This is a genomic window from Blastococcus sp. SYSU DS1024 (assembly GCF_054050795.1).
In genome coordinates this window covers 1-26,417 of record NZ_JBJHAA010000020.1, presented here as the reverse complement: position 1 = coordinate 26,417, position 26,417 = coordinate 1, and the positions used below count along the sequence as shown (strand labels likewise).

At 74.8% G+C, this 26,417-nt stretch carries 30 protein-coding genes and 1 tRNA gene; 14 read left to right on the top strand and 17 right to left on the bottom strand.

Going from position 1 to position 26,417, the window contains the following annotated elements; all coding sequences use genetic code 11:
* Positions 1-14: 14 nt before the first annotated feature.
* The gene (pruA, locus tag ACI79S_RS16570) at positions 15-1,640 is read right to left on the bottom strand and encodes an L-glutamate gamma-semialdehyde dehydrogenase (RefSeq protein ID WP_456594536.1); all 1,626 of its coding nucleotides are present in this window, start codon (positions 1,638-1,640) and stop codon (positions 15-17) included.
* 17 nt (positions 1,641-1,657) lie between these two features.
* The gene (locus ACI79S_RS16565) at positions 1,658-2,587 is read right to left on the bottom strand and encodes a proline dehydrogenase family protein (RefSeq protein ID WP_456594535.1); all 930 of its coding nucleotides are present in this window, start codon (positions 2,585-2,587) and stop codon (positions 1,658-1,660) included.
* A gap of 128 nt (positions 2,588-2,715) precedes the next feature.
* Between ACI79S_RS16565 and ACI79S_RS16560 the strand changes: the two genes are divergently transcribed.
* Genes ACI79S_RS16560 through ACI79S_RS16550 form a run of 3 tightly spaced genes read left to right on the top strand, consistent with a single transcriptional unit; the run spans position 2,716 to position 6,874 of the window.
* Positions 2,716-3,846 (top strand): PucR family transcriptional regulator, encoded by a 1,131-nt coding sequence (locus ACI79S_RS16560; RefSeq protein ID WP_456594534.1) that lies wholly within the window; start codon positions 2,716-2,718, stop codon positions 3,844-3,846.
* A gap of 29 nt (positions 3,847-3,875) precedes the next feature.
* Entirely contained in the window at positions 3,876-4,511 is a 636-nt protein-coding gene (locus ACI79S_RS16555) for a biliverdin-producing heme oxygenase (RefSeq protein ID WP_456594533.1), read from the top strand.
* On the top strand, positions 4,508-6,874 hold the full coding sequence (locus ACI79S_RS16550) for a SpoIIE family protein phosphatase (protein ID WP_456594532.1): 2,367 nt from the start codon (positions 4,508-4,510) through the stop codon (positions 6,872-6,874). Before ACI79S_RS16555 ends, ACI79S_RS16550 begins: the two co-directional genes overlap by 4 nt.
* A gap of 11 nt (positions 6,875-6,885) precedes the next feature.
* Here the strand turns inward: ACI79S_RS16550 and ACI79S_RS16545 are convergent, their stop codons facing one another.
* The 3 genes from ACI79S_RS16545 to idi form a co-directional block, all read right to left on the bottom strand.
* Positions 6,886-7,149: a hypothetical protein gene (locus ACI79S_RS16545; protein ID WP_456594531.1), complete on the bottom strand. Its 264-nt coding sequence runs from the start codon at positions 7,147-7,149 to the stop codon at positions 6,886-6,888.
* A gap of 21 nt (positions 7,150-7,170) precedes the next feature.
* Complete coding sequence (locus ACI79S_RS16540; protein ID WP_456594530.1) at positions 7,171-7,944, bottom strand: SDR family NAD(P)-dependent oxidoreductase; 774 nt, start codon at positions 7,942-7,944, stop codon at positions 7,171-7,173.
* 109 nt (positions 7,945-8,053) lie between these two features.
* On the bottom strand, positions 8,054-8,590 hold the full coding sequence (gene idi / locus ACI79S_RS16535) for an isopentenyl-diphosphate Delta-isomerase (RefSeq protein WP_456594529.1): 537 nt from the start codon (positions 8,588-8,590) through the stop codon (positions 8,054-8,056).
* A gap of 158 nt (positions 8,591-8,748) precedes the next feature.
* On the opposite strand from idi, the gene ACI79S_RS16530 reads away from it, so the two are divergent.
* The 4 genes from ACI79S_RS16530 to ACI79S_RS16515 all read left to right on the top strand — a co-directional run bounded on the left by ACI79S_RS16530 (position 8,749) and on the right by ACI79S_RS16515 (position 12,561).
* Positions 8,749-9,576, top strand: a complete 828-nt coding sequence (locus ACI79S_RS16530; RefSeq protein ID WP_456594528.1) for an alpha/beta fold hydrolase — start codon at positions 8,749-8,751, stop codon at positions 9,574-9,576.
* A 125-nt stretch (positions 9,577-9,701) separates the two neighbouring features.
* On the top strand, positions 9,702-9,938 hold the full coding sequence (locus ACI79S_RS16525; RefSeq protein WP_456594527.1) for a hypothetical protein: 237 nt from the start codon (positions 9,702-9,704) through the stop codon (positions 9,936-9,938).
* A 91-nt stretch (positions 9,939-10,029) separates the two neighbouring features.
* Positions 10,030-11,394 (top strand): MFS transporter, encoded by a 1,365-nt coding sequence (locus tag ACI79S_RS16520; protein ID WP_456594526.1) that lies wholly within the window; start codon positions 10,030-10,032, stop codon positions 11,392-11,394.
* A gap of 48 nt (positions 11,395-11,442) precedes the next feature.
* A complete protein-coding gene (locus ACI79S_RS16515) occupies positions 11,443-12,561 on the top strand; it encodes an NAD-dependent epimerase/dehydratase family protein (protein WP_456594525.1) in 1,119 nt (372 codons plus the stop codon).
* Between the two features lies 1 nt (position 12,562).
* Here ACI79S_RS16515 and ACI79S_RS16510 read toward each other — a convergent pair whose 3' ends face one another.
* The 4 genes from ACI79S_RS16510 to ACI79S_RS16495 form a co-directional block, all read right to left on the bottom strand.
* A complete protein-coding gene (locus ACI79S_RS16510) occupies positions 12,563-14,038 on the bottom strand; it encodes an AAA family ATPase (protein ID WP_456594524.1) in 1,476 nt (491 codons plus the stop codon).
* A 65-nt stretch (positions 14,039-14,103) separates the two neighbouring features.
* Positions 14,104-14,736 (bottom strand): PaaI family thioesterase, encoded by a 633-nt coding sequence (locus ACI79S_RS16505; RefSeq protein WP_456594523.1) that lies wholly within the window; start codon positions 14,734-14,736, stop codon positions 14,104-14,106.
* Positions 14,737-14,839: 103 nt separating this feature from the next.
* Positions 14,840-16,003 (bottom strand): acyl-CoA dehydrogenase family protein, encoded by a 1,164-nt coding sequence (locus ACI79S_RS16500; RefSeq protein ID WP_456594522.1) that lies wholly within the window; start codon positions 16,001-16,003, stop codon positions 14,840-14,842.
* 115 nt (positions 16,004-16,118) lie between these two features.
* Positions 16,119-16,973, bottom strand: a complete 855-nt coding sequence (locus tag ACI79S_RS16495; RefSeq protein ID WP_456594521.1) for an aldo/keto reductase — start codon at positions 16,971-16,973, stop codon at positions 16,119-16,121.
* A 61-nt stretch (positions 16,974-17,034) separates the two neighbouring features.
* On the opposite strand from ACI79S_RS16495, the gene ACI79S_RS16490 reads away from it, so the two are divergent.
* On the top strand, positions 17,035-17,640 hold the full coding sequence (locus ACI79S_RS16490; RefSeq protein WP_456594520.1) for a histidine phosphatase family protein: 606 nt from the start codon (positions 17,035-17,037) through the stop codon (positions 17,638-17,640).
* 12 nt (positions 17,641-17,652) lie between these two features.
* Here the strand turns inward: ACI79S_RS16490 and ACI79S_RS16485 are convergent, their stop codons facing one another.
* Complete coding sequence (locus ACI79S_RS16485; RefSeq protein ID WP_456594519.1) at positions 17,653-18,762, bottom strand: EAL domain-containing protein; 1,110 nt, start codon at positions 18,760-18,762, stop codon at positions 17,653-17,655.
* Positions 18,763-18,888: 126 nt separating this feature from the next.
* Here ACI79S_RS16485 and ACI79S_RS16480 point away from each other — a divergent pair, with 126 nt between their 5' ends.
* Positions 18,889-19,512, top strand: coding sequence for a TetR/AcrR family transcriptional regulator (locus ACI79S_RS16480; RefSeq protein ID WP_456594518.1), 624 nt, complete (start codon positions 18,889-18,891; stop codon positions 19,510-19,512).
* A 78-nt stretch (positions 19,513-19,590) separates the two neighbouring features.
* On the opposite strand, the gene ACI79S_RS16475 is transcribed toward ACI79S_RS16480, so the two are convergent.
* Positions 19,591-19,884 (bottom strand): DUF3618 domain-containing protein, encoded by a 294-nt coding sequence (locus ACI79S_RS16475; protein ID WP_456587497.1) that lies wholly within the window; start codon positions 19,882-19,884, stop codon positions 19,591-19,593.
* 89 nt (positions 19,885-19,973) lie between these two features.
* Here ACI79S_RS16475 and ACI79S_RS16470 point away from each other — a divergent pair.
* A tRNA-Leu gene (locus ACI79S_RS16470) sits at positions 19,974-20,054 on the top strand.
* A gap of 48 nt (positions 20,055-20,102) precedes the next feature.
* Here ACI79S_RS16470 and ACI79S_RS16465 read toward each other — a convergent pair.
* Together ACI79S_RS16465 and ACI79S_RS16460 are read right to left on the bottom strand one after the other, a co-directional pair.
* A complete protein-coding gene (locus tag ACI79S_RS16465; RefSeq protein ID WP_456594517.1) occupies positions 20,103-21,023 on the bottom strand; it encodes a DUF6910 family protein in 921 nt (306 codons plus the stop codon).
* Positions 21,024-21,123: 100 nt separating this feature from the next.
* Positions 21,124-21,498 (bottom strand): hypothetical protein, encoded by a 375-nt coding sequence (locus ACI79S_RS16460; RefSeq protein WP_456594516.1) that lies wholly within the window; start codon positions 21,496-21,498, stop codon positions 21,124-21,126.
* A gap of 125 nt (positions 21,499-21,623) precedes the next feature.
* On the opposite strand from ACI79S_RS16460, the gene ACI79S_RS16455 reads away from it, so the two are divergent.
* A complete protein-coding gene (locus ACI79S_RS16455) occupies positions 21,624-21,854 on the top strand; it encodes a hypothetical protein (RefSeq protein ID WP_456594515.1) in 231 nt (76 codons plus the stop codon).
* Positions 21,855-21,867: 13 nt separating this feature from the next.
* Here ACI79S_RS16455 and rdgB read toward each other — a convergent pair whose 3' ends face one another.
* Positions 21,868-22,479: an RdgB/HAM1 family non-canonical purine NTP pyrophosphatase gene (gene rdgB / locus ACI79S_RS16450; protein ID WP_456594514.1), complete on the bottom strand. Its 612-nt coding sequence runs from the start codon at positions 22,477-22,479 to the stop codon at positions 21,868-21,870.
* Positions 22,476-23,213, bottom strand: coding sequence for a ribonuclease PH (gene rph / locus ACI79S_RS16445; RefSeq protein WP_456594513.1), 738 nt, complete (start codon positions 23,211-23,213; stop codon positions 22,476-22,478). The genes rdgB and rph overlap by 4 nt, the downstream gene beginning before the upstream one ends.
* Before the next feature lie 75 nt (positions 23,214-23,288).
* On the opposite strand from rph, the gene ACI79S_RS16440 reads away from it, so the two are divergent.
* Genes ACI79S_RS16440 through bcp form a run of 3 tightly spaced genes read left to right on the top strand, consistent with a single transcriptional unit; the run spans position 23,289 to position 25,052 of the window.
* On the top strand, positions 23,289-24,110 hold the full coding sequence (locus tag ACI79S_RS16440) for a potassium channel family protein (protein ID WP_456594512.1): 822 nt from the start codon (positions 23,289-23,291) through the stop codon (positions 24,108-24,110).
* Complete coding sequence (locus ACI79S_RS16435) at positions 24,107-24,511, top strand: YjbQ family protein (RefSeq protein ID WP_456594511.1); 405 nt, start codon at positions 24,107-24,109, stop codon at positions 24,509-24,511. Before ACI79S_RS16440 ends, ACI79S_RS16435 begins: the two co-directional genes overlap by 4 nt.
* 52 nt (positions 24,512-24,563) lie before the next feature.
* Positions 24,564-25,052 carry a thioredoxin-dependent thiol peroxidase gene (gene bcp, locus ACI79S_RS16430; RefSeq protein WP_456594510.1) on the top strand — a complete coding sequence of 163 codons (489 nt, stop codon included), beginning with the start codon at positions 24,564-24,566 and terminating at the stop codon, positions 25,050-25,052.
* Positions 25,053-25,055: 3 nt separating this feature from the next.
* Here bcp and ACI79S_RS16425 read toward each other — a convergent pair whose 3' ends face one another.
* Together ACI79S_RS16425 and ACI79S_RS16420 are read right to left on the bottom strand one after the other, a co-directional pair.
* Positions 25,056-25,538, bottom strand: coding sequence for a DUF4262 domain-containing protein (locus ACI79S_RS16425; protein WP_456594509.1), 483 nt, complete (start codon positions 25,536-25,538; stop codon positions 25,056-25,058).
* Positions 25,539-25,625: 87 nt separating this feature from the next.
* Positions 25,626-26,216, bottom strand: a complete 591-nt coding sequence (locus tag ACI79S_RS16420; protein WP_456594508.1) for a QsdR family transcriptional regulator — start codon at positions 26,214-26,216, stop codon at positions 25,626-25,628.
* Positions 26,217-26,417: the final 201 nt, after the last annotated feature.

The window sequence follows — 26,417 nt, the reverse complement described above, 5'->3', positions numbered from 1 at the left end:
AACACGGCCGGGCCTCAGCCCATGTACGGGTAGCGGTGGTCGGTCGGGGGCGCGAACGTCTCCTTGATCGACCGGCTCGACGTCCAGCGCATCAGGTTCTGCTTCGCCCCGGCCTTGTCGTTGGTGCCCGACGCCCGCCCCCCGCCGAAGGGCTGCTGCCCGACGACGGCGCCGGTCGGCTTGTCGTTGACGTAGAAGTTGCCCGCCGCGTGCCGCAGGAACTTCTGCGCATGGGCGATCGCCACCCGGTCCTGCGCGATGACCGCACCGGTGAGCGCGTAGGGCGCGGCCGACTCCATCTGGGTCAGCACCGCGTCGTAGTCGGCGTCGTCGTACACGTGGACCGCCAGCACCGGGCCGAAGTACTCGGTGGTGAAGACCTCGTGGCCCGGGTCGGTGCCCTCGATGATCGTGGGCCGCACGAAGAAGCCCTCGGAGTCGTCGGCGGTGCCGCCGGCGACGATCGACAGCGCCGGGTCGTCGTCCACCCGGTCCAGCACCCCGGAGAGCTTCGAGAAGGACCTCCGGTCGATGACCGCGCCCATGAAGTTCGAGAAATCGGTGACGTCGCCCATCGGCAGCGACTCGGTGGTCGCCACGAGGTCGTCCTTCAGCCGCGCCCACACCGAGCGGGGCACGTAGGCCCGGGACGCCGCCGAGCACTTCTGCCCCTGGTACTCGAAGGCACCACGGACCAGCGCGGTGCGCAGCACGTCGACGTCGGCCGACGGGTGGGCGACGACGAAGTCCTTGCCGCCGGTCTCCCCCACGATCCGCGGGTAACCGCGGTAGCCCGCGATGTTCTCGCCGACCGTGCGCCACAGGTGCTGGAACACCGGCGTGGACCCGGTGAAGTGGATGCCGGCGAGGTCGCGGTCGACCAGGGCCACCTCGGAGACGGCGACCCCGTCACCCGGCAGCATGTTGATCACGCCCGGGGGCAGGCCCGCCTCCTCCAGCAGCCGCATGAGGAAATGCGCGGCGAACTGCTGGGTGGGCGCGGGCTTCCACACCACGGTGCTGCCCATGAGCGCCGGCGCCGTCGGCAGGTTGCCCGCGATCGCGGTGAAGTTGAACGGCGTGACCGCGTAGACGAAGCCCTCGAGCGGGCGGTGGTCGGTGCGGTTCCAGACGCCGGGCGAGGACTGCGGCTGCTCGGCGAGGATCTCGCGGGCGAAGTGCACGTTGAAGCGCCAGAAGTCCACGAGCTCGCACGCGCTGTCGATCTCGGCCTGCTGCGCGGTCTTGCTCTGGCCCAGCATCGTGGCGGCGTTCAGCGTCTGCCGCCACGGCCCGGCCAGCAGGTCGGCGGCCTTCAGGAACACCGCGGCGCGGTCGTCGAAGGAGAGGTCCTGCCACCCGGGCGCGGCCTCCTTGGCGCAGCGGATCGCCTCCTGCGCGTCGCCGTGCGTGCTGTGCGCGGAGGTGCCCAGCACGGCGGCGTGCCGGTGCGGCTGCACGACGTCGAACCGGTTGCCGCCGGCCATGCGCTGCCGGCCGCCGATGGTGCCGGTCAGCTCCACCGGCGCGGCGGCCAGCTCGGCGAGGCGCCGCTGCAGCTCCTCGCGCTCGGGCGTGCCGGGGGCGTAGGTGAGCACCGGCTCGTTCGCCGGGGCCGGGACTCGGGTGACGGCGTCCATGAGGAGACCTCTCGGGTTCAGGAGCGGGTGGCCAGGGAGCGGAGGAAGAAGGCGACGTTGGCGGGGCGCTCGGCCAGCCGGCGCATGAAGTAGCCGTACCAGTCGGCGCCGTAGGGGACGTAGGCGCGGACGCGGGTGCCGGCGGCGGCCAACCGGCGCTGCTCGTCGGGGCGGATGCCGTAGAGCATCTGCACCTCCCAGGAGTCCGCGGCCCGCGAGTGCTGCGCCGCGAGCTCGTGGGCGCGGGCGATCATCGCCGGGTCGTGCGACCCGACCATCGGGTACCCCGGGCCGGCCATGAGGATCTCCAGGCAGCGCGCGTAGGCGGCGTCGACGTCCTTCTTCCTCTGGTGCGCGACGGCGGGCGGCTCGTCGTAGGCCCCCTTCACCAGGCGCACGCGCGAGCCGGTGACGGCGAGGGCCTTGGCGTCGTCCTCGGTGCGGAACAGCATCGCCTGCAGGGCAACACCGGTGGCGGGGTGCTCCTTGCGCAGCTCGGCGAGGGCGGCGAGCGTCGAGTCGACCGTCCGGGAGTCCTCCATGTCGAGGGTGACCGTCGTGCCGATCACGGTGGCCGCCTCGACCACCGGGCGCACCAGGTCCAGGGCGATCTCGTCGCCGCCGCTCAGCGCCCGGCCGAACGCCGACAGCTTCACCGTCACCTCGGCGCGGTCACCCAGGCCGAGGCCGGCCAGCCCGTCGAGGGCAGCCAGGTAGGCGTCGCGGGAGCGCTCGGCCTCGGCGCGGGAGGTGACGTCCTCGCCCAGGTGGTCCAGGGTGACCGCGATCCCGTCGGCCGACAGGGCGCGGACGGCGGCGAGCGCGTCGTCCAGCGATTCACCGGCGACGAACCGGTCGACCACCCGGCGGGTGGCCGGCGTTCCGGTGACCGCCCGGCGCAGGGCCGGCCGTCGGGAGGCGGCCAGCAGGGCCTTGGAGAGCAGCACGGGACCTCCCCGGGAGCGGACGACGCCAGCACCCCGAACGCTAGGCACGCAGCCCCCTCCCGACCAGGGGACAGATGTCCGGATTTCCCGGTCTGCTCTCATACAGCTGTACGAGAGGAGGGACGGCGGTGCGGGACGAGCTGCAGGAGCTGGTCGACGAGGTGTCGCGGGTGCTCGGTGCCCCCGCCACCCTGGAGGACGCCGCGTTCACGCTGCTGGCCTTCTGCGCGCACGACGACAGCGGCGCCGAGCCCATGGACGCCGTCCGCACCCGGTCGATCCTCACCCGCGGCTCGGCCCCCGAGACCCGGCGCTGGTTCGAGGACTTCGGCATCGCGTCGGCCACCCACCCGCTGCGGACGCCGGCCGATCCCGCCGCCGGCGTTCTCACCCGGCTGGTGATCCCCGTCCGCCACGAAGGTCGCACCCGGGGGTACCTCTGGCTCCTGGACGACGGCCGGACCGACCCCGGGGACGTCGCCGATCCGGCGCTGCGCCGAGCCCTGGACCTGGCCGCCGCGGCAGGTCGCGTGCTGGCGGGCCGGCCGGCCGACGACCTGGGGCCGGAGCTCGCCGACGCGCTGACCGGCCGCCCGGCGGCCAAGGCGCAGGCCGCCCGACGGCTCGGCGACCGGTTGACCGGTGAGGGAGCCCAGGTGCTGGTCGCCCTCACCTCCGCGGACGGCAGCCCGCTGCCGCAGCGGCAGTTGCCGGCGGCCGGTGCGGTGGCCGCGGTCGTCGACGACGGCATCGCCGTCCTGGTCCCCCTCCCCGCGCCGACGGACCTCCGCCCGGCCGGCGCGCTCGCCGCCGCGACGCTGGCCACCCTCCCGGCGGGCAGCACAGCCGGCATCTCGTCGGCCCGCCGCGGCGCCGAGGACCTGCCCGGTCAGTGGGGCGAGGCCCGGGCCGCGGCGCGGGTCGCCGCGGCCGTCGACCGGTTCTTCCCGGTCGCCCACTGGGGCGAGCTCGGCGGGTGGCGGGCGGTCACGGCGCTGCCGGGCCCCGACCCGCTGCTGGCGCCGCTGCTCGCCGACCGGGTGCTCACCACGACGGCCGAGACCTTCCTCGACTGCGCCGGCAGCGCCTCCCGGACGGCGGAGTCGCTGCACATCCACCGGCAGACGCTGTACTACCGGCTGGGCCGGATCGCGGCGCTGACCGGTCTGGACCTCGCCGACGGCGACGCCCGGCTGCTGCTGCACGCCGGGCTGCGCGCGGCCCGGCTGTCCGGCGGTCCGCGGCCGGCCCGCCCGTGAACGCCGCCGGTCACCTACGCTCGCAGGCGATGGCTGCGGGAGAGATGGTTGCGCCGGTGGATCCCCGCGGCGGGCACGACGTGCTGCGCGCGTTGCGCACCGGCACGGCCGAGGAGCACCAACTCCTCGAGGACACCCTGGAGCTGCTGGACCCGGAGCTCGACCGGGAGCGGCTGGCGCACGTCCTGGGCCTGATGCACGGCTTCTGGACGGCGGCCGAGCGGGGCCTCGACACCTGGGCCACCCACCACCCCGCGGACGCGGCGACCGTGGACTGGGTCCGCCGCCGCCGGGCGGCGCTGTTCGCCGCGGACCTCGCGGCGCTGGGCGCCCCGGTGCCCGCCGGGGCGCCGGAGCTGCCGGCTGTCACCGGCACCGACGAGGCCCTGGGCCGGCTCTACGTGCTCGAGGGCTCGACCCTCGGCGGCACGTTCATCGACCGGCACCTCGCGGCGCTGCCCCGCCTGGCCGGCGTCCGCATCCGCGCCTTCTCGCCCTACGGCCAGGACACGGGGGCGATGTGGGCCGGCTACCGCCGGGTGACACGGGCGCACGTGGACGCGGGCGGGGACGCCGACCGGGTCGTCGCCACGGCGCGCGAGACGTTCCGCGTGCTCGCCCAGTGGTGCCGGCCCGCTGCCCGGGAGCGGGCGACCCAGGGGTGACCGACCTCGAGCGCGGGGCCGGGTTCCTGAGCCCGGGCGACCCGGTGGACCTCACCAACTGCGAGCGCGAACCCATCCACGTCCCGGGCAGCATCCAGCCGCGGGGTGTGCTGATCGCCGTGCGGGACCCCGACTGGATCGTGCAGCAGGTGTCGGAGAACCTGGCCGACCTCACGGGTGTGGACTGGCGGCAGGCGCTGGGCCGGCCGCTGGCCGAGGTCATCGGCGCGGCGCCGGCCGCCGCGGTGGTCCGCTCGGCGAGCGCCTTCGGCGACCTGCGCGAGCGGAACCCGGTCGAGGTCGTCCTCGACGTCGGCGGCGAGCCGGTGCCCGTGGACGCCCTCCTGCACCGGACGGTGATCGACCCCGAGCCCCTCCGCGCGGCGGACGGCGAGCCCGTCGCCGTCTCCGAGGAGCCGGCGCCGGTCACCAGCCTCCTCGTCGAGCTGGAGCCGGCCCGCGGCCCGCGGCCGTTCTCCTTCCCGAACACCTACCAGGCCGTGCGCGGCACCGTCGGCGAGCTCAACCGGGCCTCCACGCTGGAGGAGCTGTACGACATCACCGCCCGGGCCGTGCGGGCGCTGACCGGCTTCGACCGGGTGATGGTCTACCGCTACGACGCCGACTACAACGGCGAGGTGGTGGCCGAGGCCAGGGCCCCGGGGCTCAACTCCTTCCTGGGGCTGCACTACCCGGCCAGCGACATCCCCGCGCAGGCGCGCGCCCTGTACGAGAAGAACTGGATCCGGCTGATCTCCGACGTCGGCTACACGCCCGTCCCCCTCCGGCCGGCCGACCACCCGGTGAACGGCCGCCCGCTGGACCTCACCTACTCGACCCTGCGCAGCGTCTCCCCCATCCACGTCGAGTACCTGCAGAACATGGGCGTCCACGCCTCGATGTCGATCTCCCTGCTGAACGGCGAACGGCTGTGGGGGCTCATCGCCTGCCACCACTACAGCGGTCCGCACGCCCCGCCGTACGCGACCCGGGCCGCGGCGGAGTTCCTCGGCTCCACGCTCTCGGTGCGGCTGGTCGACCGGGCGCAGGAGGACGACTTCGAGCGGGCCCTGCAGGTGCGCTCCACCCTGGCCTGGCTGACCGCCGCGGCGATGGACGAGGAGCGCCCGCTCGCCGAGACCGTGCTGGGCTCCCCCAGCCTGCTGGACCTGCTGGACGCCGACGGGGTCGTGCTGAACCTGCAGGGCACCCGGGGCAGCGCCGGTGCCGCGCTGCGGCCGGGGCTGGCCGACGGCATCGCCGCCTGGGCCGCCGCCCGCGGCGAGGACGTCGTGGCCACCGACGCGCTCGCCACCGCCGCGCCGGAGGTCGGCGCGGTCGACCCGGCGTGCGGGGTGCTGGTGCTGCCGCTGCCGGAGGGCCAGTACGTCCTGTGGTTCCGCGGTGAGGCGGTGCACCACATCGACTGGGGCGGCGACCCGCACAACAAGGCGATCGCCGAGCGGGAGGGCGACGACGTCCGGCTCAGCCCGCGCAAGTCCTTCGACCGCTGGCGCGAGACCGTCCGCGGCCGGTCCGAACCGTGGACCGCGCAGGAGACCAGCGAGGCCGCCGAGCTGCGCACCCATCTGCTGGAGGCCCTGTACGCGCGGTCCCGCAGCATCGTGCGCGCCGCCGAGACGCTGCAGCGCAGCCTGCTGTCGGACCCGCCCGAGCCCGACCACCTGGAGGTGGCGGTGCGCTACGTCCCGGCCGCGCGGGAAGCCCAGGTCGGGGGCGACTGGTACGACGTCTTCGAGCAGCCCGACGGCTCCACGGTGCTGGTCATCGGCGACGTGGTGGGCCACGACACCGAGGCCGCGGCGACGATGGCGCAGCTGCGCGGCCTGCTGCGCGGCATCGCCTACGACAACGCGGCCGGGCCCGCGGTGGTGCTCTCCCGGCTGGACGCGGCGATCGAGGGGCTGGACCTCGGCGCCTTGGCCACCGTGCTGGTCGGGCGGCTCGACCGCCCGGCGGGCTCGGCCGACGCCGGCACGCGGCTGCGCTGGGCCAGCGCCGGGCACCTCCCGCCGCTGCTGGTCGCACCCGACGGCACGCAGCAGCTGCTGGTGCCCGACCGCCCCGGCCTGCTCCTCGGCGTGGACCCCTCCTCGGTCCGCACCGAGCACGAGACGGTGGTCGCCCGCGGGTCCACGGTGCTGCTCTACACCGACGGGCTGGTCGAGCGCCGTGACCAGGTCTTCGACGACGGTGTCGAGCTGCTCGGCCGGGCGCTCGCCGGGCTGCGCCACCTGCCGGTCACCGAAATGTGCGACGCGCTCATCGACCGGCTCCTGCCCGAGGGCGGGGAGGACGACGTCGCGCTCGTCGCCGTCCGGCTGCAGTCCCCGCCGGGCTGAGACGGCCCCGCTCAGCCGCCGCCCGGGGCGGTGAAGCGGGGCGTCAGCCCGTCGTCGGGTGGGCCACCTTCCGAGGGCAGCGGGCGCTCGTCCTCGGCCGCGCGCACGACGTCGACGGGGTCCTCGGGGGCGGCGGTGCGGCCCTGCTCCAGCGCGGCCAGCAGGCGCTCCTCGTCGGGCGCCAGGTCACCAGGGCCCAGCCGCCCGCCGGGGCTGCCCGCGTCGGAGCCCGACGCCATCGCGGTGTCGGGCGTCGGGTCGTCCGGAGCGCTCATGCGGCAGTTCCTCATGGTCGGTCAGCGCGGGAAGTTCGGTTCGAGCCGGGGCACGATCTGCATCTCGGGGACGAACGCCGCGGGGTGCAGGAGCAGCAGGGTGCGGATGGCCTCGGCCACCGCCGACGGCGGCATCATCAGGTGCCCGGGGATCCCCCACTGCTCCATCATCGGGGTGTCCATCGCGGCGGGGATGACGCTCTGCACCCGGCACGGGAACGGCCGCTCGGTGCCGTCGTCCAGCCGCACGGCCTTCTCCCGCAGCTCCCGCTGGATGCAGCGGGTCGCGTTGAGGAACCCCGCCTTGGAGCCGTTGTAGGCGATCGCCCCGCTGCCCGAGGTGATCGCCGAGAGCGACACCACGTGCACGACGTCGGCGGTGCGCCCCTCGGGGAGGTGCTGCACCCGCTTCGTGAACTCGCTGGTCAGGAAGACGGGGCCCTCGCAGTTGACCGCCTGCACCCGCTGGTAGTCGGCGAGGTCGATGTCGGTGATGTAGCCCGGCCGGTCGATGCCCGCGACGTTGACCAGCACGTCGAACGCGTCGCCGTGCCGGTCGAACAGGTCGGCGACGACGGCGCGCCGGCTGTCGTCCTGGGTGACGTCCAGGCCGACCACCTCGGCCGAGCCGCCGGCGGCGCTGACCCGGGAGAGTGTCTCCTCGCTGCCCGCGGCGTCGATGTCGGCGATCACCACGTGCGCGCCGGACTCGGCCAGCGCCAGGGCGGTCGCCCGCCCGAGGCCGCTCGCCCCGCCGGTCACCAGCGCGACCCGGCCCTTCAACGACGCCTCCACAGCAGCTCCTCGGTCGTCGGTGCGCGTCCGTCGCCGACAGCCTCGCCGAAGACCGCCGGCAGCGCAGGTCGGGCCGCACGGGTGGCCGGCCACGGCCTTCCGGGCGCGGTCAGATGCGGTGGTGGCCCGCTTCCTCGATCAGCCGCGCCTGCTCACGGCACCACGGGGACCACGCGTCGCCCTCGGTCTCCTGCCGGCGGCGGAACGCAGCCCAGTCCAGCAGCTCCCAGGCCCCGACCTCGGTGGGCTCCGGCGCCGGCGAGCCGGTGAACCGCCCGACGTAGACCGGGCACACCTCGTTCTCCACCACCCCGCGGAACTCCGCGCGGTACCGGTAGGCCGGCAGCGCGGGGCGGATGTCGGAGACGCCGAGCCCCAGCTCGAAGCCCGCCCGTCGGGCGATCGCGGCGGCGTCGTCCTCACCGGGGCCCGGGTGGCCGCAGACGGTGTTGGTCCACATCCCCGGGAACGTCGCCTTGTCGTCCGCCCGGCGGGTGATCAGCAGCCGGCCGTCGTCGGCGAAGAGGTAGGCGGAGAACGCGCGGTGCAGCGGCGTCTCGCCGTGGTGCACCTGCGGCTTGGGCAGCGTGCCGATCGCCTGACCCTCGTCGTCCACCAGGACGATCAGCTCCTCCACGGTGCACATTGTCGTCCTCCTGGGGAGCCCGCGGCCACTCGCACCGCCGTCCTCCGGACGACGCCGTGCCCCGTTGCGGTCCCGCCTGCGCGCCCCCACCGCTCGAAGGCACCCCCGTGTCCGGCTCCGCAGGCATGGCGCCGCGTCCCGTGGGCACAGCAACGCCCGTGGACAGCTTCCGCCGTGACGGCCTCATCTTCGACGTCCGGGACGCCGGACCGACCGACGGCGACCCCGTCGTCCTCCTGCACGGCTTCCCGCAGGACTCCACCGCCTGGGACCGGGTGGCACCGGCGCTGCACCAGCACGGCCTGCGCACCCTGGCGCCCGACCAGCGCGGGTACTCGCCCCGGGCCCGGCCGCGGGGGCGGGCCGACTACCGGCTGCGCGAGACGGTGGGCGACGTCCTCGCCCTGCTCGATGCCGCCGGGCTGGAGGCCGCGCACGTCGTGGGCCACGACTGGGGCGGCATCGTCGGCTGGGCGCTCGGCGCCTGGCACCCCGACCGGGTGCGCACGCTGACCGCGCTCTCCGTGCCGCACCCGGGCGCCATGGCCCACGCGATGGTGCGCAGCGACCAGGCGCTGCGCTCGACCTACGTCGGGGTGTTCCAGCTGCCCGTGCTGCCGGAGCGGCTGCTGCTCGCCGGCGACGGCGCCGCGCTGCGCAGGGTGCTCCGGCGCGGCGGGCTGCCCGAGGACGCCGTGGACCGGTACGCGCAGCGGATGCGTGAACCGGGCGCCCTGACGGCGGCCCTCAACTGGTACCGGGCGCTGCCGTGGAGCGGGCGCGACCCGGTCGGGAGGGTGCGCGTCCCGACGCTGCACGTGTGGAGCACCGGGGACGCCTTCCTCGGCCGGGCCGCGACCGAGGACACCGCGCGCTTCGTCGAGGCGCCGTACCGGCTGGAGGTCCTCGACGACGTGCCGCACTGGATCCCGGAGCTCGCCGCGGAGCGGACCGCCGAGCTGGTCACCGCCCACGTGCGCGGCTGAGCGCCGATCCCGCTCCACCGTCCGGATCCGCGGCCCGAAACTCGGCCTCGGCCCGTTCGGCGCCCCGGGTGCAGGGGTAGCCCGGGGGGGTCCGATACCCGACACCGAGAGAAGGGGACGACCTGATGACCACGTCGACCACGGAAACCGGTGAGGTCACCGGCACCGCCGACAAGGACTACAACCTCATCTGGTTCACCGAGGCCAGCCTCAGCAACGCGCTGCGCCTGGAGCGCTACATCCAGGACGCCGAGCGCGCCGGTGACCAGGAGCTCGCGGAGTTCTTCCGCAAGGCGCAGAACGAGAGCCGCAAGGGTGGCGAGCAGGGCAAGGCCATGCTCAAGGCGCGCCTGAGCAGCTGAGCGATCCGACGACCGTCCTGATCCGGGGCGGGGCCCGCACCGGCGGCGCCCCGCCCCGGATCGCGTGCGCCCCGGGGTAGTTTCCTCCGCGATGACCGCCGAACCGAGGACCACCGCCACCCGGGCCGAGCGCCTCGACCGGCTGCCCGTCACCCGCGAGCACGGCCGGCTGGTGGTCGGCTCGGGCATCGGGTGGGCGCTGGACGCCATGGACGTCGGCCTGATCTCGTTCGTGATGACCGCGCTCGTCGCGCAGTGGGGGTTGTCGAACAGCGAGGTCTCGTGGATCGGGTCGATCGGCTTCGTGGGCATGGCGCTGGGCGCCACGCTCGGCGGTCTGCTGGCCGACCGCTTCGGTCGCCGCCAGGTCTTCGCCCTGACCCTGCTCGTCTTCGGGGTGGCCACGGGTGCCGCGGCGCTGTCGTGGTCGGTCGGGGCGCTGCTGGTCTTCCGCTTCCTCATCGGCCTGGGGCTGGGCGCCGAGCTGCCGGTCGCCTCCACCCTGGTCAGCGAGTTCGCCCCGGCGCGGGTGCGCGGCCGGGTGGTCGTGCTGCTGGAGGCGTTCTGGGCGGTGGGCTGGACGCTGGCCGCGCTCATCGGCTACTTCGTCGTCCCCGCCGGCGATGACGGCTGGCGCTGGGCGCTGGCGATCGGGGCCGTGCCCGCCCTCTACGCCGTCGTCGTCCGCCGCGGGCTGCCCGAGTCGGTGCGCTTCCTCGAGCTGCGCGGCCGCACCGACGAGGCGGAGGCCACGGTCCGCCGGTTCGAGCGCGCCGCGGACGTGGCGCCGGTCGCGTCGCCGCCCCCCGCACCGCCGGCCGCCCCGCCGGGGGTCCGTGCGCTCTGGGCGGCCGGCACCGCCCGCCGGACGGCCGCGCTCTGGATCGTCTGGTTCAGCATCAACTTCTCGTACTACGGCGCCTTCATCTGGCTGCCGACGCTGCTGTTCAACGAGGGGTTCTCGCTGGTCAGGTCGTTCGAGTACACCCTCTACATCACCCTCGCCCAGCTCCCCGGGTACGCGGTGGCGGCCTACCTGATCGAGAAGTGGGGGCGCCGCCCGACGCTGGCCACCTTCCTCCTGGGCTCCGCGCTGGGCGCCGGGCTGTTCGCGGCCGCCGACGGCGACACCGCGGTGCTCGTGACCGGGATGGTGCTGTCGTTCTTCAACCTCGGCGCCTGGGGTGCCCTCTACGCGGTGACGCCGGAGATCTACCCGACGGCGCTGCGGGCGACCGGCGCCGGCGCGGCCGCGGGCTTCGGCCGGCTGGCCTCCATCGCCGCGCCCCTGTGCGTGCCGCTGCTGGTCGACGCCGGGGGCACCGGCCTGGTGTTCGGCACCTTCGCCGGCTTCTTCGTCCTGGCCGCGATCGCGGCGTGGGCCCTCCCCGAGCTGCGTGGCCGATCGCTCGACGACGGCGCCACCTCGCCGGACCCCGTCCGCTCGCCCGCCTGATCGCGGGGCGCGCCGGTTGGCGCGGGGCCGGTCGGGTAGCGGCAGGACATGCCGAACCTCTCCCCCGGCCAGCTGCGCGGCCGCACCGTCGCCGTCACCGGAGCCAGCGGCAACGTCGGCACCGCCCTCCTGCGTCGGCTCACCGACCCGAGGGCCGGCGTGGCCGAGGTCCGCGGACTGGCCCGGCGCCGGCCGCCGGCGACGGCCCCGTACGACGGCGTGCGCTGGCACTCCGCCGACCTGGGGGAGGCAGCGAGCGAGGCGGAGATCGCCGAGTTCGTCGAGGGAGCCGACGCGGTGGTGCACCTGGCCTGGGCGCTGCAGCCGGGCCGGCAGCCCGACCGCCTGCGCGAGGTGAACGTGGCGGGCACCCGGCGGGTGGCCCGCGCGGCGGCGGCCGCCGGGGTCGGCCAGTTCGTGCACATGAGCTCCATCGGCGCCTACGCCGCCGGCGCGCGAGGGCAGCGGGTGACGGAGGACTGGCCGACGACCGGGATCCCGAGCGCGCAGTACAGCCGCGACAAGTCCGAGGCCGAGCGGGTGGTCCGCGAGGTGTTCGGCCGGCACCCGGACACCACGCTGACCGTCGTCCGGCCCACCCTCGTCCTGCAGCCGGAGGCCGGCAGCGAGATCGGCCGCTACTTCCTGGGGCCGCTGCTCTTCGGGGCCGCCCGCATGCTGCCCGGCGCGGTCGCCCGGCTGCTCCCGCTCCCCCTGCCCGCGCTGGCCGTCGCCTTCGTGCACGCCGACGACGTCGCCGACGCCCTCGAGCGGATGCTCGACCGCCGCGCCCCCGGCCCGTTCAACCTGGCGGCCGAACCGCTGATGGACGCCGACGCGCTGGCCCGCGCCCTCGGCTCGGTACGGATCCCCACCCCCGCGTTCGCGGTGCGCGCCGGGCTGCACGCAGCGTTCACCGCGCACGTGGTGCCCACCGAGCCCGGCTGGCTGGACATCGGCACGCAGGCGCCCGCGCTGAACACCGCCCGGGCGCGCAAGCTGCTCGACTGGGCCCCGTTCCACGCCGGCGACGACGTGCTGCGGCAGTTCGTGGCCGCGCTCGGCACCGGTGTGGGCGCGCCCGGGCCGTTGCTGCGCCCGGCGGGCGGCCCGGAGCTGGACCCGGCCGGCGACCCGGCCAACGCGCCCGGGCCACGTGCCAACTGACTCAGCCGGGGAGGCTGCCCAGCAGCGTGCGGGTCATCGCGTTGCGGGTGTCGAGCAGCTCGTCCAGCGCCGCGGTCAGGTCACCCGCCGACACCGCGAGCCCGCCGCCGTCCGGGGTCCGCGCCGCCGCGACCAGCGCGGCCCGGCGGAGCAACTCCTTCAGGAAGGACGCCGTCACACCCTCGGTCCGGGCGATGACGTCGTCCAGGCCGCCGGTGTCCACCTCCAGCGCCCCGCGGTAGAGGTGGAACAGCGCCCGGCGGGCCGCGGCGTCGGGCAGCTCCAGCGCGACCGCCTGGTCCACCCGGCCCGGGCGTGCGGCCAGCGCCGGCTCCAGCAGGTCGGCCCGGTTCCTGGTGAGCACGAAGACGACGTCGGCGTCCTCGGCGAGCCCGTCCATCTCGTCGAGCAGCTGGAACAGCAGCGGGTGCTGGCCCGGGTGCATGCCGCGGTCCTCGGCGATGAGGTCGACGTCCTCCACGACGAGCATGGCCGGCGCCAGCGCCCGCGCCACCGAGCACGCCTCGGCGATCAGGTGCAGCGCATTGCCGGTGAGCTGGATCACCGTGGTGTCGCGCAGGCTGCTCACCAGGTACCGGACGGTGTGGGTCTTGCCGACGCCGGGCGGGCCGTAGAGCAGCACCCCGCGCTTGAGGTGCTGGCCGGCCGCGAGAAGGCGCTCCTTGTGCCGGGCGACGTCCACCACCTGCCGCTGGATCTCGGCGAGGGTGGCCGGCGCCAGGATCAGCTGGTCGGCCCGCAGCTCCGGCCGGCGGTGGAACTGCAGCAACGTCTGCCCGTGCCCGAACACCTCCTGGCCGAAGGAGAGCACCTGTCCGCGGAACACGTTGTGCTCGATGCTCGCGGCCCGGATCTCGGCGGCGGCGCGCGCCACGCCGGCCGGGTCGGTGCCCACCAGCTGCACCGACACCTGCGGCACGCCGTACTCGGGCGCCGCACCCCGCAGCAGCAGCGCGGCGCGGCTGCCGTCGGGGTCGGTGACCAGGTAGACCGCGCACCGCTGGCAGGCCCGGACCTCGCCGTCGGGGCCGCAGGCGAGGTTGACCGTGGCCGGGTTGCCGGGCCGGGGGCCGTGCGGGTGCTCGCCGTCGGGACCCAGGAGGTCGCCGAGGCCGAAGTGGGTGTGCTGGAACCCGGCCACGCCGACCAGCTCGTGCGTCCGCCCCGGCCCGGTCAGCCAGGCGTCGACCCCGGCCTGGACGTTGACGTGGTCGTAGCCGGGCCAGGTCTCCTCCACCACGTCCAGCCCCTCGGCCGCGTCACCCAGGTGCGCGGCCAGCACCCGGGAGAGCTGCGGCCGCTCCCCCGCGCGAGCGGCGCCGACCATCGCCCGCACGCCGCGCCGGGCGAGCCGGCCGACGTCGGCCAGCTCCGGCCGCAGCTCGCCGGGAGCCGTGACGGTCGGCGCGGTGAGCGGCTGGTAGGAGCCGCTGTAGCTGACGTAGGTGCGCCGCACGTGCCCTCCTGGTGCATCGGTGGAGGGCGGACGCTACCGGGTACCGGACGGTTCCCGAACCGGTTTCAGCCGCGGGTGGTCCAGGCGGCGACGGACCGCCCGGTCTTCGCGAAGACCTCCGACGCCCGCTCGGCACGGAGAGCGACCAGGAGCGCCTCCCCCTCGGCCAGCGTGGTCGCCGGGTCGTCCTCGGCCACCAGCCGGGCGGTCGCGGTGGCCCGTCGGCCGTCGACCGACACGAGCTGGCCGGTCACCACCAGCGGCACGCCCAGGTGCACCGGCCGGCGGTAGGTGACGGTCAGGGTCGCCGTCAGGCCGCCGTGACCGGCGCCGCGGGCCGAGCGCGCCAGCACGTGGTCGAGGAGAGTGGCCACGACCCCGCCGTGCACCAGCCCGGGCGGCCCCTCGAGCGACTTCCCGACGGTCACCCGGCCGACGCAGCGGCCCTCCGCCGGGAAGTCCTCGACCACCATGGGTGGGGCCACCGGGCTGCCCGGTCCGTACACCGGGCTGTACCACCGCTGGCCGGTCTCCGGGTCGTCCACCGAGGCGATCTCGTGCACCTCGCGCAGGTCCTCCGAGAGCAGGGCGGTCAGCTCGCGTGCGGCCCGGGTCGCCTCGCTCAGCCGGTCGACCGGCACCTCGGTGCGGACGGCGGCGTCGACGAGCGCGCGCAGCGCCTCGCCGAGCTCCGCCACGGCCTCGCGACGGACCCCCCGCTCGTCGGCCCCGTGAGGTGCTGGAACGGCTTCGTCCCGGGTCCCGCCCTGAGGCTGCGAAGGGTGGGGAGGACGGGGGCCTTCACCCACGTGCCATGCCGGCCTCGCGCAGCAGCGCGCCGCCGATGATGACCCGCTGCACCTCGCTGGTGCCCTCGTAGAGCCGGAACAGCCGGGCATCGCGGTAGAAGCGCTCGACCGGCGTCGTCCGCAGGTAGCCCATGCCGCCGTGCACCTGCACGGCCTTGTCGACGGCCCGGCCCACCATCTCGGTGCAGAAGAGCTTGGCCGACGACGGGCCGACGGAGGTGTCCTCACCGGAGTCGTAGCGGGCCGCGACGTCGCGCACCATGCTCCGGCTGGCCAGCAGCTCGGCGTGCATGTCGGCGAGCATCGCCTGCACCAGCTGGAAGCGGCCGATCGGCGCCCCGCCCTGCTTGGCGGTGGCGGCGTAGGCGACCGACTCGTCGAGCACCCGCTGCGCCATGCCGACGCAGAGCGCGGCGATGTGCAGCCGGCCGCGGGAGAGCACGGTGAGGGCCTTCGCGTAGCCGCGGCCCTCCTCGCCGATCAGCGCGTCGGCGGGCACCCGCACGTCGTCGAAGTACACCTCGCTGGTCCAGGCACCGGCCTGGCCCATCTTCGCGTCCTTGGGTCCGACGGTGACGCCCGGCGTCGTCGTCTCGACGACGAAGCTGGAGATGCCCCGGCCGCCCTTCTGCTCCGGGTCGGTGCGGGCGAAGACGACGAACAGGTCGGCGATCGGGGCGTTGGTGATGTAGCGCTTGCTCCCGTTGATGACCCAGGAGTCGCCGTCGCGGTGGGCGGACGTGCGCAGCGCCGAGGGGTCGGAGCCGGCCTCGGCCTCGGTGAGCGCGAAGGAGCCGATGAGCTCACCGGCCGACAGGCGCGGCAGGTACTTCTTCTTCTGCTCCTCGCTGCCGAACTTGGCGATCACCTGGCCGGAGATGCCGTTGTTGGTGCCGAAGAGGGAGCGGAAGGCCGGCGTCGTGTAGCCGAACTCCATCGCGAGCTCGACGTCCTCGCTCATCGTGACGCCGAGCCCGCCGTAGTCCTCGGGCAGCGCGTACCCGAACAGGCCCATCTCCGCGGCCTGCGCGCGCAGGTCGTCGGGGATGCGGTCCTCGTCCTCGATCTGCTCCTCGCGGGGCACCACCGATTCGCGGATCAGCTGGCGAACGGCGTCCTTGACCTGGCGGAAGTCCTCGGCGTCCACGCAGGCCATGGTGACGCGTGCCTCAGCCGCCCCTCACGCCGGGGGTCCAGCCGCGCCGAACCATGCGAACTCGTGGCCATCAGGCGGCGATGGCCACGAGTTCGCATGGTTCGCGCAGGGCGGCTCAGGCGAGGGCGTCCAGGCGGGTCATGTCCTCGGGGGAGAGCGTCAGCCGGGTAGCGCCCAGGTTCTCCGTGAGGTGGTCGACCGACTTGGTGCCCGGGATCGGCAGGATGACCGGCGACTTCTGCAGCAGCCAGGCCAGCGCCACCTGGGAGGGGGTGGCATCGAGCTCGCGGGCGATGTCCGCCACCGGGCTGTCCGGGGCGGCCAGGTCGCCGGTGGCGATCGGGAACCACGGGATGAAGGCGATGCCCTCGGCCGTGGCGTAGTCCAGGACGTCCTGGCTCTGGCGGGTGGTCAGGTTGTAGAGGTTCTGCACGCTGACGATCTCGGTGATCTCGCGCGCGGCCCGCAGCTGCTCCACCGACACCTCGGAGACGCCGATGTGCCGGACCTTGCCCTCGTCCTGCAGCTCCTTGAACGCGCCCAGCTGGTCGGCCAGGGGCACCTCGGCGTCGATGCGGTGCAGCTGGATCAGGTCGATGCGCTCGACCCCCAGGTGCCGCAGCGAGAGCTCGACCTGCTGCTTGAGGTAGGCGGGGCGGCCCACCGGCGTCCAGATGTGGGGCCCCTGGCGGGTCAGCCCGGCCTTGGTCGCGATGACCAGGTCCTCCGGGTAAGGGTGCAGGGCCTCGGCGATGATCTGCTCGCTGACGAAGGGGCCGTAGGAGTCGGCGGTGTCGATGAAGTCCACGCCCTGCTCCACGGCGGCCTGGACGACCCGGACGGCGGCGGCGCGGTCGGCCGGCTCGCCCCAGACGCCGGGGCCGGGCAGCTGCATCGCGCCGTATCCGAGGCGGTGCACCGGGAGGTCGCCGCCGATGGAGAAGGTGTCGCTCAGTTCCGCAGTCGTCATGTGGCTGGGCAGCGCGGCAACCGCCGCGCGTGTTCCCGGACGGGCGTGTTCGATGGACGACGTGGGCGAGATCGTCGGTGGCCAGGTGGGGGAGCTCGTCGTGCTGCGGCACGGCCAGACCGAGTGGAGCCGCAGCGGCCAGCACACCGGGGCCACCGACCTGCCGCTGCTGCCCGAGGGCGAGGAGCAGGCGCGCTCCCTGCGCGAGGCGCTGGGCCGCCGCCGGTTCGCCGAGGTGCGGGTGAGCCCGCTGCAGCGGGCCCGCCGGACCGCCGAGCTGGCCGGCCTGACCGCCACGGCGGTCGACGGCGACCTGGTCGAGCTGGACTACGGCGGCTACGAGGGCCGCACCACCGCCGAGATCAGCGAGGAGCTGGGCCGGGTGTGGTCGATCTGGCGGGACGGCACGGCCGACGCCGACGTGCCCGGCGAGACGCTGGCCGACGTCGGCGCCCGGGTCGACCGGGTCCTCGACCGCGTCCGCGACCGCCTTCCCGACGGCGACGTCGCACTCGTCGCCCACGGCCACGTGCTGCGGGTCCTGACCGCCCGCTGGCTCGGGCTGGACCCCGAGGCCGGGGCGCTGTTCGCGCTGCCCGCCGGCCGGTACGGCGTCCTGGGGCACGAGCACGGCCGCCCCGTGCTCACCGGCTGGGCCCTGGGCTGACCGACGACGGCGTCAGCGGGACCGCGCCACCGGCTGCCAGCGGCCCTCGGGCTCCTCGGCGGGTGGCTCGGGGCGCACCGGCCGGCCGAACAACCAGCCCTGGCCCATGTCCGCCCCCAGCGCGGTCACCTCCTCGGCCAGCCGTTCGGTCTCGATCCCCTCGGCCACGACCACCGCCCCCAGCTGGTGGGCCAGGTCGGTCACCGCCTTCAGCACCACGCGGGCACCGTCGTCGGGCAGTTCCTGCACCAGTCCCTTGTCCAGCTTCACCACGTCGGGCCGGACCGCGGCGAGCAGCGACAGGCTGTTCCAGCCGGCGCCGACGTCGTCGAGCGCGACGCGCCACCCCAGCGAGCGGTAGTGCTCGAGCACCGACACCAGGTGCCCGCGGTCGGCGATGGCGTGCGACTCGACGACCTCGAAGACCAGTCGGCGCGGGTCGATGCCGGCGTCGTGCGCGACCTGCTCGGTGCTGGCCAGGCAGACCTGCGGCCGGTAGATCGAGGCGGGGTTGAAGTTGATGAACAGGTCGTCCTCGCCCAGCCACGGCACCGCGCCCGCGATGGCGGACTCCCGGCCGATGCGGTCCAGCCGGTGCAGCCAGCCGGCGGACTCGGCCACGAAGAACAGGTCCCCGCCGCCGACCTCACGGCCGTCGACCAGCCCGCGCAGCAGCGCCTCGTGCGCGACGACGGAGCGGTCGGCCAGCGAGACGATCGGCTGGTACACCGACCAGAACTCGGCCTCGGCCAGGACGTCGACCTCGACCGTGACGCCGCGGCGTGCCAACTCCACGGCCAGCGTGGGCGCGGTCAGCAGCCGGGCGGTCAGCGCGGCGCCGTCGTCCGGCGGGTCGGTGGCGACCCGCACCGCCTCGGTCTCGGCGGCGGTCAGCTCCCGCGCCAGCTTCTGGAACAGCCGCTCCAGGCCCCGGCCACCCCGGTCGTCGACGACGTCGACCAGCTGGGGCGCCGAGCAGACGGTGAGGCCCAGCGCCTTCGCGGTGCGGGCCACGTGCGGCAGCACGTGCCCGATCGACGTCGCCAGCAGCGCACGGCTCGCCCGCCCGGGCACCTCCCAGTTCTGGCGGCACCCGCAGACGCCGCCGCAGATGGTTCCCACGGAGGACAGCGTGACTCACGCGCACGAGCGCACGGGACAGGCGCGCGGCGGTATCGGAACGCTCTTCCGGGGGTACTCGCAGGGGACTCCCAGCTCCTTCACAACTTGAATGTCTAAGGTTTGCCCATGGCCGCTCTCCCCACCGCTGAAGCCGCCCGCCCGAGTCGCGGCGGCCGACCGCGCGATCCCAGCCGGGACGGCGTGATCCGCGCGGCGATCCTCCGGTTGCTCGCCGACGTGGGCTACGGCGCGCTGACCATGGACGCGGTCGCCGCCGAGGCCGGCGTCGGCAAGGCGACGATCTACCGCCGCTGGCGCACCAAGCAGGATCTGGTCGTCGACACGATCTCCGACCTCAACCGCGCCGAGGCGCACAGCCCCGACACCGGTTCCCTCGAGGGTGACCTGCGCGAGATCATGCACTCCCTCGTCGGCGTCGTGAACGGCCCGACGGGTGCGGCCACCCTCTCGCTGCTGTCGACCGTGCCGCGCCACCCGGCGCTGGCCGAGGCGTTCGAGAAGGGCCCGCTGGCCGTGTGGCAGCAGTCCTTCGAGCAGGTGTGGCAGAACGCCGAGGCACGCGGCGAGATCGACCCGTCGTTCCGCACCTCGGTCGCCGCCGAGACCATCAGCGCGCTCCTCGTGCAGCGCTGGCTGCTCACCCAGCGCCCGGTCGACGAGGCCTTCGCCGACGAGGTGCTGCAGACCGTCGTCCTGCCCCTGGTGCGCCACCGGGCGACCAGCGCCTGACCGGCGCAGCAACCCGCCGACACGAGACCGGCCCGTCCCCCCGGGGGGACGGGCCGGTCTCGTGTCGGGGTGGGAGCGTCAGCGCGTGCGGTACTGGACCTTCTTCTCTACGACGGGCCTGCGGTTCCGCTTGGCCGGCGCCGCGGCCTTGCGGTGCCGGACCTTCTGCACCACCACCAGCGTGACCAGGAGCCCGACGGCGCCCATCGTGGCCTGGCCGGCCGGCGTCTGCAGGAAGCGCTGCACGGCGTCCTTGCCCTGGGCCTTCAGGCGCGTGGGGCTGCTGCGGTAGGCGATCTGGTCCAGCGTGGCGGCCAGCGACTCGCGGGCCGCATCGATCTCGAGCTGGATCTGTCGTGGGTCGCGGGGCACGGCGACAGCCTGCCAGACGCGGCGCAGGTCAGCGCGGTGACGGTCCTCCCCGGGCACCCGCACGGGTGCTCCTAGACTCCGGAGAGGACGCGGGAGTGGTGTAACGGCAGCCACGCCAGACTTAGGATCTGGTGCCTTCGGGCGTAGGGGTTCGACTCCCCTCTCCCGCACTCGGAGGGTGCGCCGAGCCGCCGCGCCACGGCGGCCGGGGCCGGCGCTCACCCCAGGTCGACGCGCAGGTCCAGCTCGGCCGACGGAGTGTCCGGGTCGTCGTCGTCCACGACGGCCAGCAGGCGCACCACGCCGTCCTCGACGCCGCAGAGCGCCAGGCCCTCGACCTTGTGCACGTGGCCGTCCACCTCGGGGATGGGCGCAACCTCCTGCACCGTGTCGCCGTCCAGCAGCGCGATCGCGGTGGCGACCACCGGCCCGTCGTCGACCGCGTTCGGGGTGTCCTCGGCGGCGGCGCTCAGCAGCACCCGGCCGTCGGGCAGCGCGACCGCGTCGGTGACCGCCAGGCCCACGCCCTCGACCTCGCCCAGCTCGTACTCGCGGGGCCGGTCCACCGGGACGGCGGCGGGCTCGGCCCGGCCCAGGACCGCGGCGACCAGGTCGTGCAGCGGCACGTCGACGCTCGCCGAGCGGACGCCGGCGGAGAGGTTGCCCCGGTTGAACCACCGGACGACGTCCCCGTGGCGGCTCGCGCCCTCGAGGTTCACGTGGTCCATCGGCAGCCCCAGTCGCTCGGCCACGCGCCGGTACACCGGGGTCAGCTCGGCCGAGCGCACCACCGGCTGCCCGTCCTCGAGCCGCACGAGGACCGCGTGCATCCGCCGGGGCGAGGAACCCGAGCCCAGCAGGAGCACGGCGGGCTCCCCGTCCACCTCGGCGGGGCAGGCGACCTCGAGGTCGGGCTTGAGGTGCTTGGTGCCGTCGGACTCGCGGAAGGTGCGCAGCCCCTCGACGGGTGGGAGCACCGGCACCGCCACCACCTCGCCGGGACGGCGCCAGGCGGCGATCGTCGAGTCGTCCTGCACCACGAGCCAGCCGTCCCCGAGCGGGGCCACGCCCGAGGCCGCGGTCACCGGGGTGCCGTCGGCGAAGCTCAGCGTCCGGGCGGCGTCCACGAAGACCTGCATCGCTCCGGTGTGCCCCGGGCGGCGGACGCTCACGCGCCGGGTCGGCAGCTGCCCGTCCGACCGACCACCCGGCCGGCGGCGCGCCAGGCGGATGCCCCGGTCAGGTCCAGAGGACGGCGATGAAGACGTTCAGGATCGCCAGCGCCCCGGTGGCGTGGAAGAACGGCAGCGGGGACTTCGGGGCGGCCCGGCCGGCGTCGGCGGCCTGCTGCTTGCGCGCGGCCAGGAACACCGTGACCACGGCCAGGACCGTGACGACGAGCTTGACGCCGATCTTGGCGTGGTCGACGGGGAGGTCGTCGGCCTCCCGGATGCCGACCAGCGCCAGGCCGCTCACCAGCTGGGTGAGCGCACCGATCTTCATCAGCGTCGTGTCGAACCCGGCCTTGCGGCTCACCTGGAACAGGAACGGCCCGATGATCAGGGAGAGGCCGAGGAGGTGGACGACGACGAGGAGAAGACGGACGAGCTCCATGCCCGGAGGCTACTGAGGCGGCGGGAGTGCGCCGCGCCACAGAACCCGGGCGGGCCGTTCACCCAGCCGGGTGGCGTCCCCCCGGTGCCCCTCTCGCCCGGCGGCGTGCCGGCCGATGGGAGGGCATGACGTCCAGCGCCACCCCGACCACGACCTGGCTGCCGGCCGCCATGGTGCGCGCTGCCGTCGTCCACTCCCCCGCCGCCGCGCCCGCCCGTGGCCGGCACCGCGCCCCGGAGTTCGAGGTTCCGGCGCGGGTGGCCGACGAGGGACAGCTGCTCCGCCAGGGCCGGCACGCCGAGCCCGAGGAGCAGGACTCCCTCGCCTGGCTCGGCTTCGCGCTGCGCCGGGACTGACCCGACGGGCTGCTCAGCGCCCGGCCAGCACCTCGCCCAGCACCGGCACCAGGGCCACGAACGCCTGGCCCCGGTGGCTGCGGGCATCCTTCTCGGCAGGTTCCAGCTCGGCCGAGGTGAGCTCGAGCCCCTCCGGGACGAAGACCGGGTCGTAGCCGAAGCCGTTGCTCCCCCGCTTCTCGCGGATCACCCGCCCGCGCCACTCCCGCTCCAGCACCCGCTCGGCGCCCTCCGGCGTGACCAGCGCGGCCGCGCAGACGAACGCCGCCCCCCGCCGCTCGTCCGGCACGTCGGCGAGCTGCCCGAGCAGCAGCGCGGTGTTGGCGTCGTCGTCGCCGTGCCGGCCCGACCAGCGCGCCGAGAGCACCCCGGGCATGCCGTTCAGCGCATCCACCGCGAGCCCGGAGTCGTCGGCCACCGCCGGCAGGCCGGTGTACCGGACCGCCTCGCGGGCCTTGAGCAGGGCGTTCTCCGCGAAGGTCGCCCCGGTCTCGGGCGCCTCGGGGTACTCCTCCACGTCGCGCAGCCCGACCACCTCGACACCGGGCACCGCGCTCGCGAGCAGGCGCCGCAGCTCGGCGAGCTTGCCGGCGTTGCGGGTGGCCAGCAGGAGCCGGGTGCTCATCGGACCACCGGCTGGAGCGACAGCGCCGTGGCCTGCAGGCGGGTGAGCTCGGCGCAGCCGGCGACCGCCAGGTCGAGCAGCGCGTCCAGCGCGGCACGGTCGAAGACCGCGCCCTCCGCCGTTCCCTGCACCTCGACGAACCCGCCGTCGCCGGTGCAGACCACGTTCATGTCGGTGCCGGCCCGCACGTCCTCCTCGTAGGCGAGGTCCAGCCGTGGTTCGCCGTCGATGATGCCGACGCTGACCGCGGCGACCGACTGGACGATGGCGGTCGGCCGGGCGAGCCGCTTCCGCGCGCCGAGCCAGGAGACAGCGTCGGCCAGCGCGACGTAGGCGCCGGTGATGGCCGCGGTGCGGGTGCCGCCGTCGGCCTGCAGGACGTCGCAGTCGATGGCGATGCTGTTCTCCCCCAGCGCGCCGAGGTCGACGGCGGCGCGCAGCGAACGGCCGATCAGCCGGCTGATCTCGTGGGTGCGGCCACCGATCTTCCCCTTCACCGACTCGCGGTCGCTGCGGGTGTGCGTGGCGCGCGGCAGCATCGAGTACTCGGCTGTCACCCACCCCAGGCCCGAGCCCTTGCGCCACCGCGGCACACCCTCGGTGACGCTGGCCGCACAGAGGACGCGGGTGCGGCCGAACTCGACGAGGACCGAGCCCTCGGCGTGATCCAGCCAGTTGCGGGTGATCGTCACCGGGCGGAGCTGCTCGGCCGTACGGCCGTCGGGGCGGGTCACGGCCACCGACAGTAGTGCCCGTCCGGGGCCACCACGGCGCATGCCCGGAGCGGTGCCCCGTTAGCGTCGGCGGGCATGGCGGCGAGCTCCCTGACCGATCCGCGACGGGAGCGCTGGGAGCGGTCCACCGACTGGATCCTCACCGCCGCCGCGCTGCTGTTCCTGGCGGCCTACGCCTGGCCGATCCTCGAGCCCGACCTCGCCGCACCGTGGCCCGCCGTCTGCCGCTGGGTCACCTGGCTCACCTGGCTGTGGTTCGCCGTCGACTACGGGGTCCGCCTCACCCTGTCGGAGCATCGGCGCACGTTCGTCCGGACCCACCTGTTCGACCTCGCCGTCATCGTCCTGCCCCTCCTCCGGCCGCTGCGGTTGCTGCGTCTGGTGACCCTGCTCAACGCGCTGAACCGGCACGCCGGGCGCTCGCTGCGCGGCCGGGTCGCCGTCTTCGTGGTGGGCGCCACGATGCTGTTGATGCTCGTCGCCGCCCTGGCCGTGCTCGATGCCGAGCGGGACGACCCGGAGGCGAACATCGACGGCTTCGGCGAGGCGCTGTGGTGGGCCTTCGCGACCGTCACCACTGTCGGGTACGGCGACCGCTACCCGGTGACCGCCGAGGGACGGGTGGTCGCCGCCGGTCTCATGCTCACCGGCATCGCCCTGCTCGGTGTCATCACCGCGACCTTCGCCTCCTGGCTGGTCGAGCGCGTGCAGCAGGTGGGCGAGGAGTCCGAAGCAGTGACGCGGCGTGACCTCCAGGCGCTCACCGAGGAGGTCGCCCGGCTGCGGTCGCTCCTCTCGGCGGAACCGCGCGGCGACGGCTCCGGCGGCGCCCCGGGGACCCGCGGCACCCTTCCACCGCACGCCGGGCCGGCGCACCGGGCAGGATCACCGCCATGAGATCGGAGCTGCGTGCCGTCCGGACCGGGGGCGTCCCCGTCGTCGTCGACCTCACCGACGACTGCGCCGACTTCGTGCAGGCGGAGGGTGACGGCCTGCTGCACGTCTTCGTCCCGCACGCCACCGCCGGCCTGGCCATCCTGGAGACCGGCTCGGGCAGCGACGACGACCTGCTGGCCCAGCTGGACCAGCTGCTCCCCCGCGACGACCGCTGGCGCCACCGGCACGGCAGCCCGGGGCACGGCCGGGACCACGTGCTGCCGGCGTTCGTCCCACCGCACGCCAGCGTGCCGGTCCTCGAGGGACGGCTGATGCTGGGGACCTGGCAGCGCATCTGCCTGGTGGACACCAACACCGACAACCCTCAGCGGCAGGTTCGCTTCTCCTTCCTGCCCGGGTGAGCCCCGCCGCCCCCTTGCAGGCCTTCCCCCGGGACACGGCAGGATGCGCGGCATGAGCGAGACCGACGCCGCCCCCGTCCGCCTGGCCCCCGGCGACCCGGCGCCGGACTTCACGTTGCCCGACGCCGACGGGAACCCGGTGTCGCTCTCCTCCTTCCGGGGCCGACGCGTGATCGTGTACTGCTACCCGGCGGCGCTGACCCCCGGCTGCACCACCCAGGCCGTCGACTTCACCGCCGCCGCCGGCGACCTCGCCGAAGCCGGGCTGGAGATCATCGGGATCTCGCCCGACCCGGTGGAGAAGCTGGCCCGCTTCCGCGAGAAGGAGCACCTGGACATCACGCTGGTGTCCGACCCGGACAAGCAGGTGATGCGGGCCTACGGCGCCTACGGCACCAAGAAGCTGTACGGCAAGGAGGTCGTCGGCGTGATCCGGTCGACGTTCGTGATCGATGCCGAGGGCCGGGTCGAGCGTGCGTCCTACAACGTCAAGGCCACCGGGCACGTCGCCAAGCTGCGCCGCGACCTCGGCCTCGACTGACCCTCACGCCCGCCACGTCCCCGGCCGGGGCTGGCACGCTGGCGGGCAGGGATAGCCGGGGTCCCACGGGAAGATGCCCCCGTCGTGGGTCCAGGTGAGCTGGTAGGCGGGCACCGAGAACTCGTCCGGTCGCTGGTAGAAGCGGTTGGCCGAGAAGAGCACGTCGGCCGGGTTGGGCAGCGCCTCGACGGCGAGCCGGCGATCCCGGTCGAGGACGAGGAGCTCGCCCGGCACCAGGTCCCGCCCGGCGAGGACCAGGTCGGCCACGGTGTTCAGCATGGCCGAGGCGGTCTCGTGGTCCACCCCGACGACGACGAGCTCCGGATGGCCCACCCCGAACAGGCCGACGGTGTAGCCGAACGGCGGCTCGTCGGACTCCTCGCCGCGCATGACGTACTGCACGGCGACGCGGTGGGCTCGGATCGTCTGCGCGAGCCGGCTGTCCTCCTGGTCGAGCCAGGCAAGCGTCTGCGGATCGGTCGTCATGCGACTGAGCGTGCGGCCGGCCACCGACATCCCGGGCACAGCCGGCTCGGGCTGTGGACGGGCAGCGCGCCTGGGGACGACCGGGGTTCAGCGGGCGTCGAGGCCGAAGACGCTGGTGACCAGCGCGTCGAGCACCGTCGTCGCCGCCTTGAGATCGGGCGCCCGCGCCGCCAGCACGTCGGAGTACAGGAAGGACTCCCCGAGGCGGACCACGGCGAGCGCGAGCAGCGGAACGGCGATCTGCGGCTCCAGCCCGTGCTCGTCGACGTCGCGCTGGAACAGCTCGGTGTAGGCCTCGACCACCCGCGGCTGGACCCGTCCCTGCGGGTCGGTGAGCACCCGGATCGCCGTCGCCGGCTCCTCGTCGAGCAGGCGGCGGATCGGGAGGGCGGCGCTGAGTGCGTAGCGGAAGTCCTCGCTGACGGCCAGCGAGCGCAGCCGGGTGGACGGCCCGGAGGCGGCGGGACGGGCATCGTGCTCGCGCTCGATCGCCAGCAGGGTCCGCCGGCCGAGGAAGGCCAGGGCCTCCCCGAGGATCGCGTCGCGGTTGCCGGCCCGGCGGAACAACGTCGCCCGCGAGATGCCCAGCTCCGCCGCGAGGGTGCCGGTGTCCAGCCGGCGGCCGCTCATCAGCGTCCGCGCGGCGTGACGCACGATCTCCTCGGGAAGGCCGCTCACAGCTGGCAGCGTAGGGCAGGAGGGGCGGGCCCCGGCGTCGTCGGACCCCCCTGTCGAGCTGGACGCGACGTCGGTGTCGGGCTGTTCGGCGCGATGAGGCCCGCCCCCCCCCCCCCCCCCCCCCCGACGCCGCCCAGCTCCAGCCCCGGCCTCGGCAGCTGGTCGCTGGGGCGCCCGCGCACCAGGAAGATCGCGTTGCGC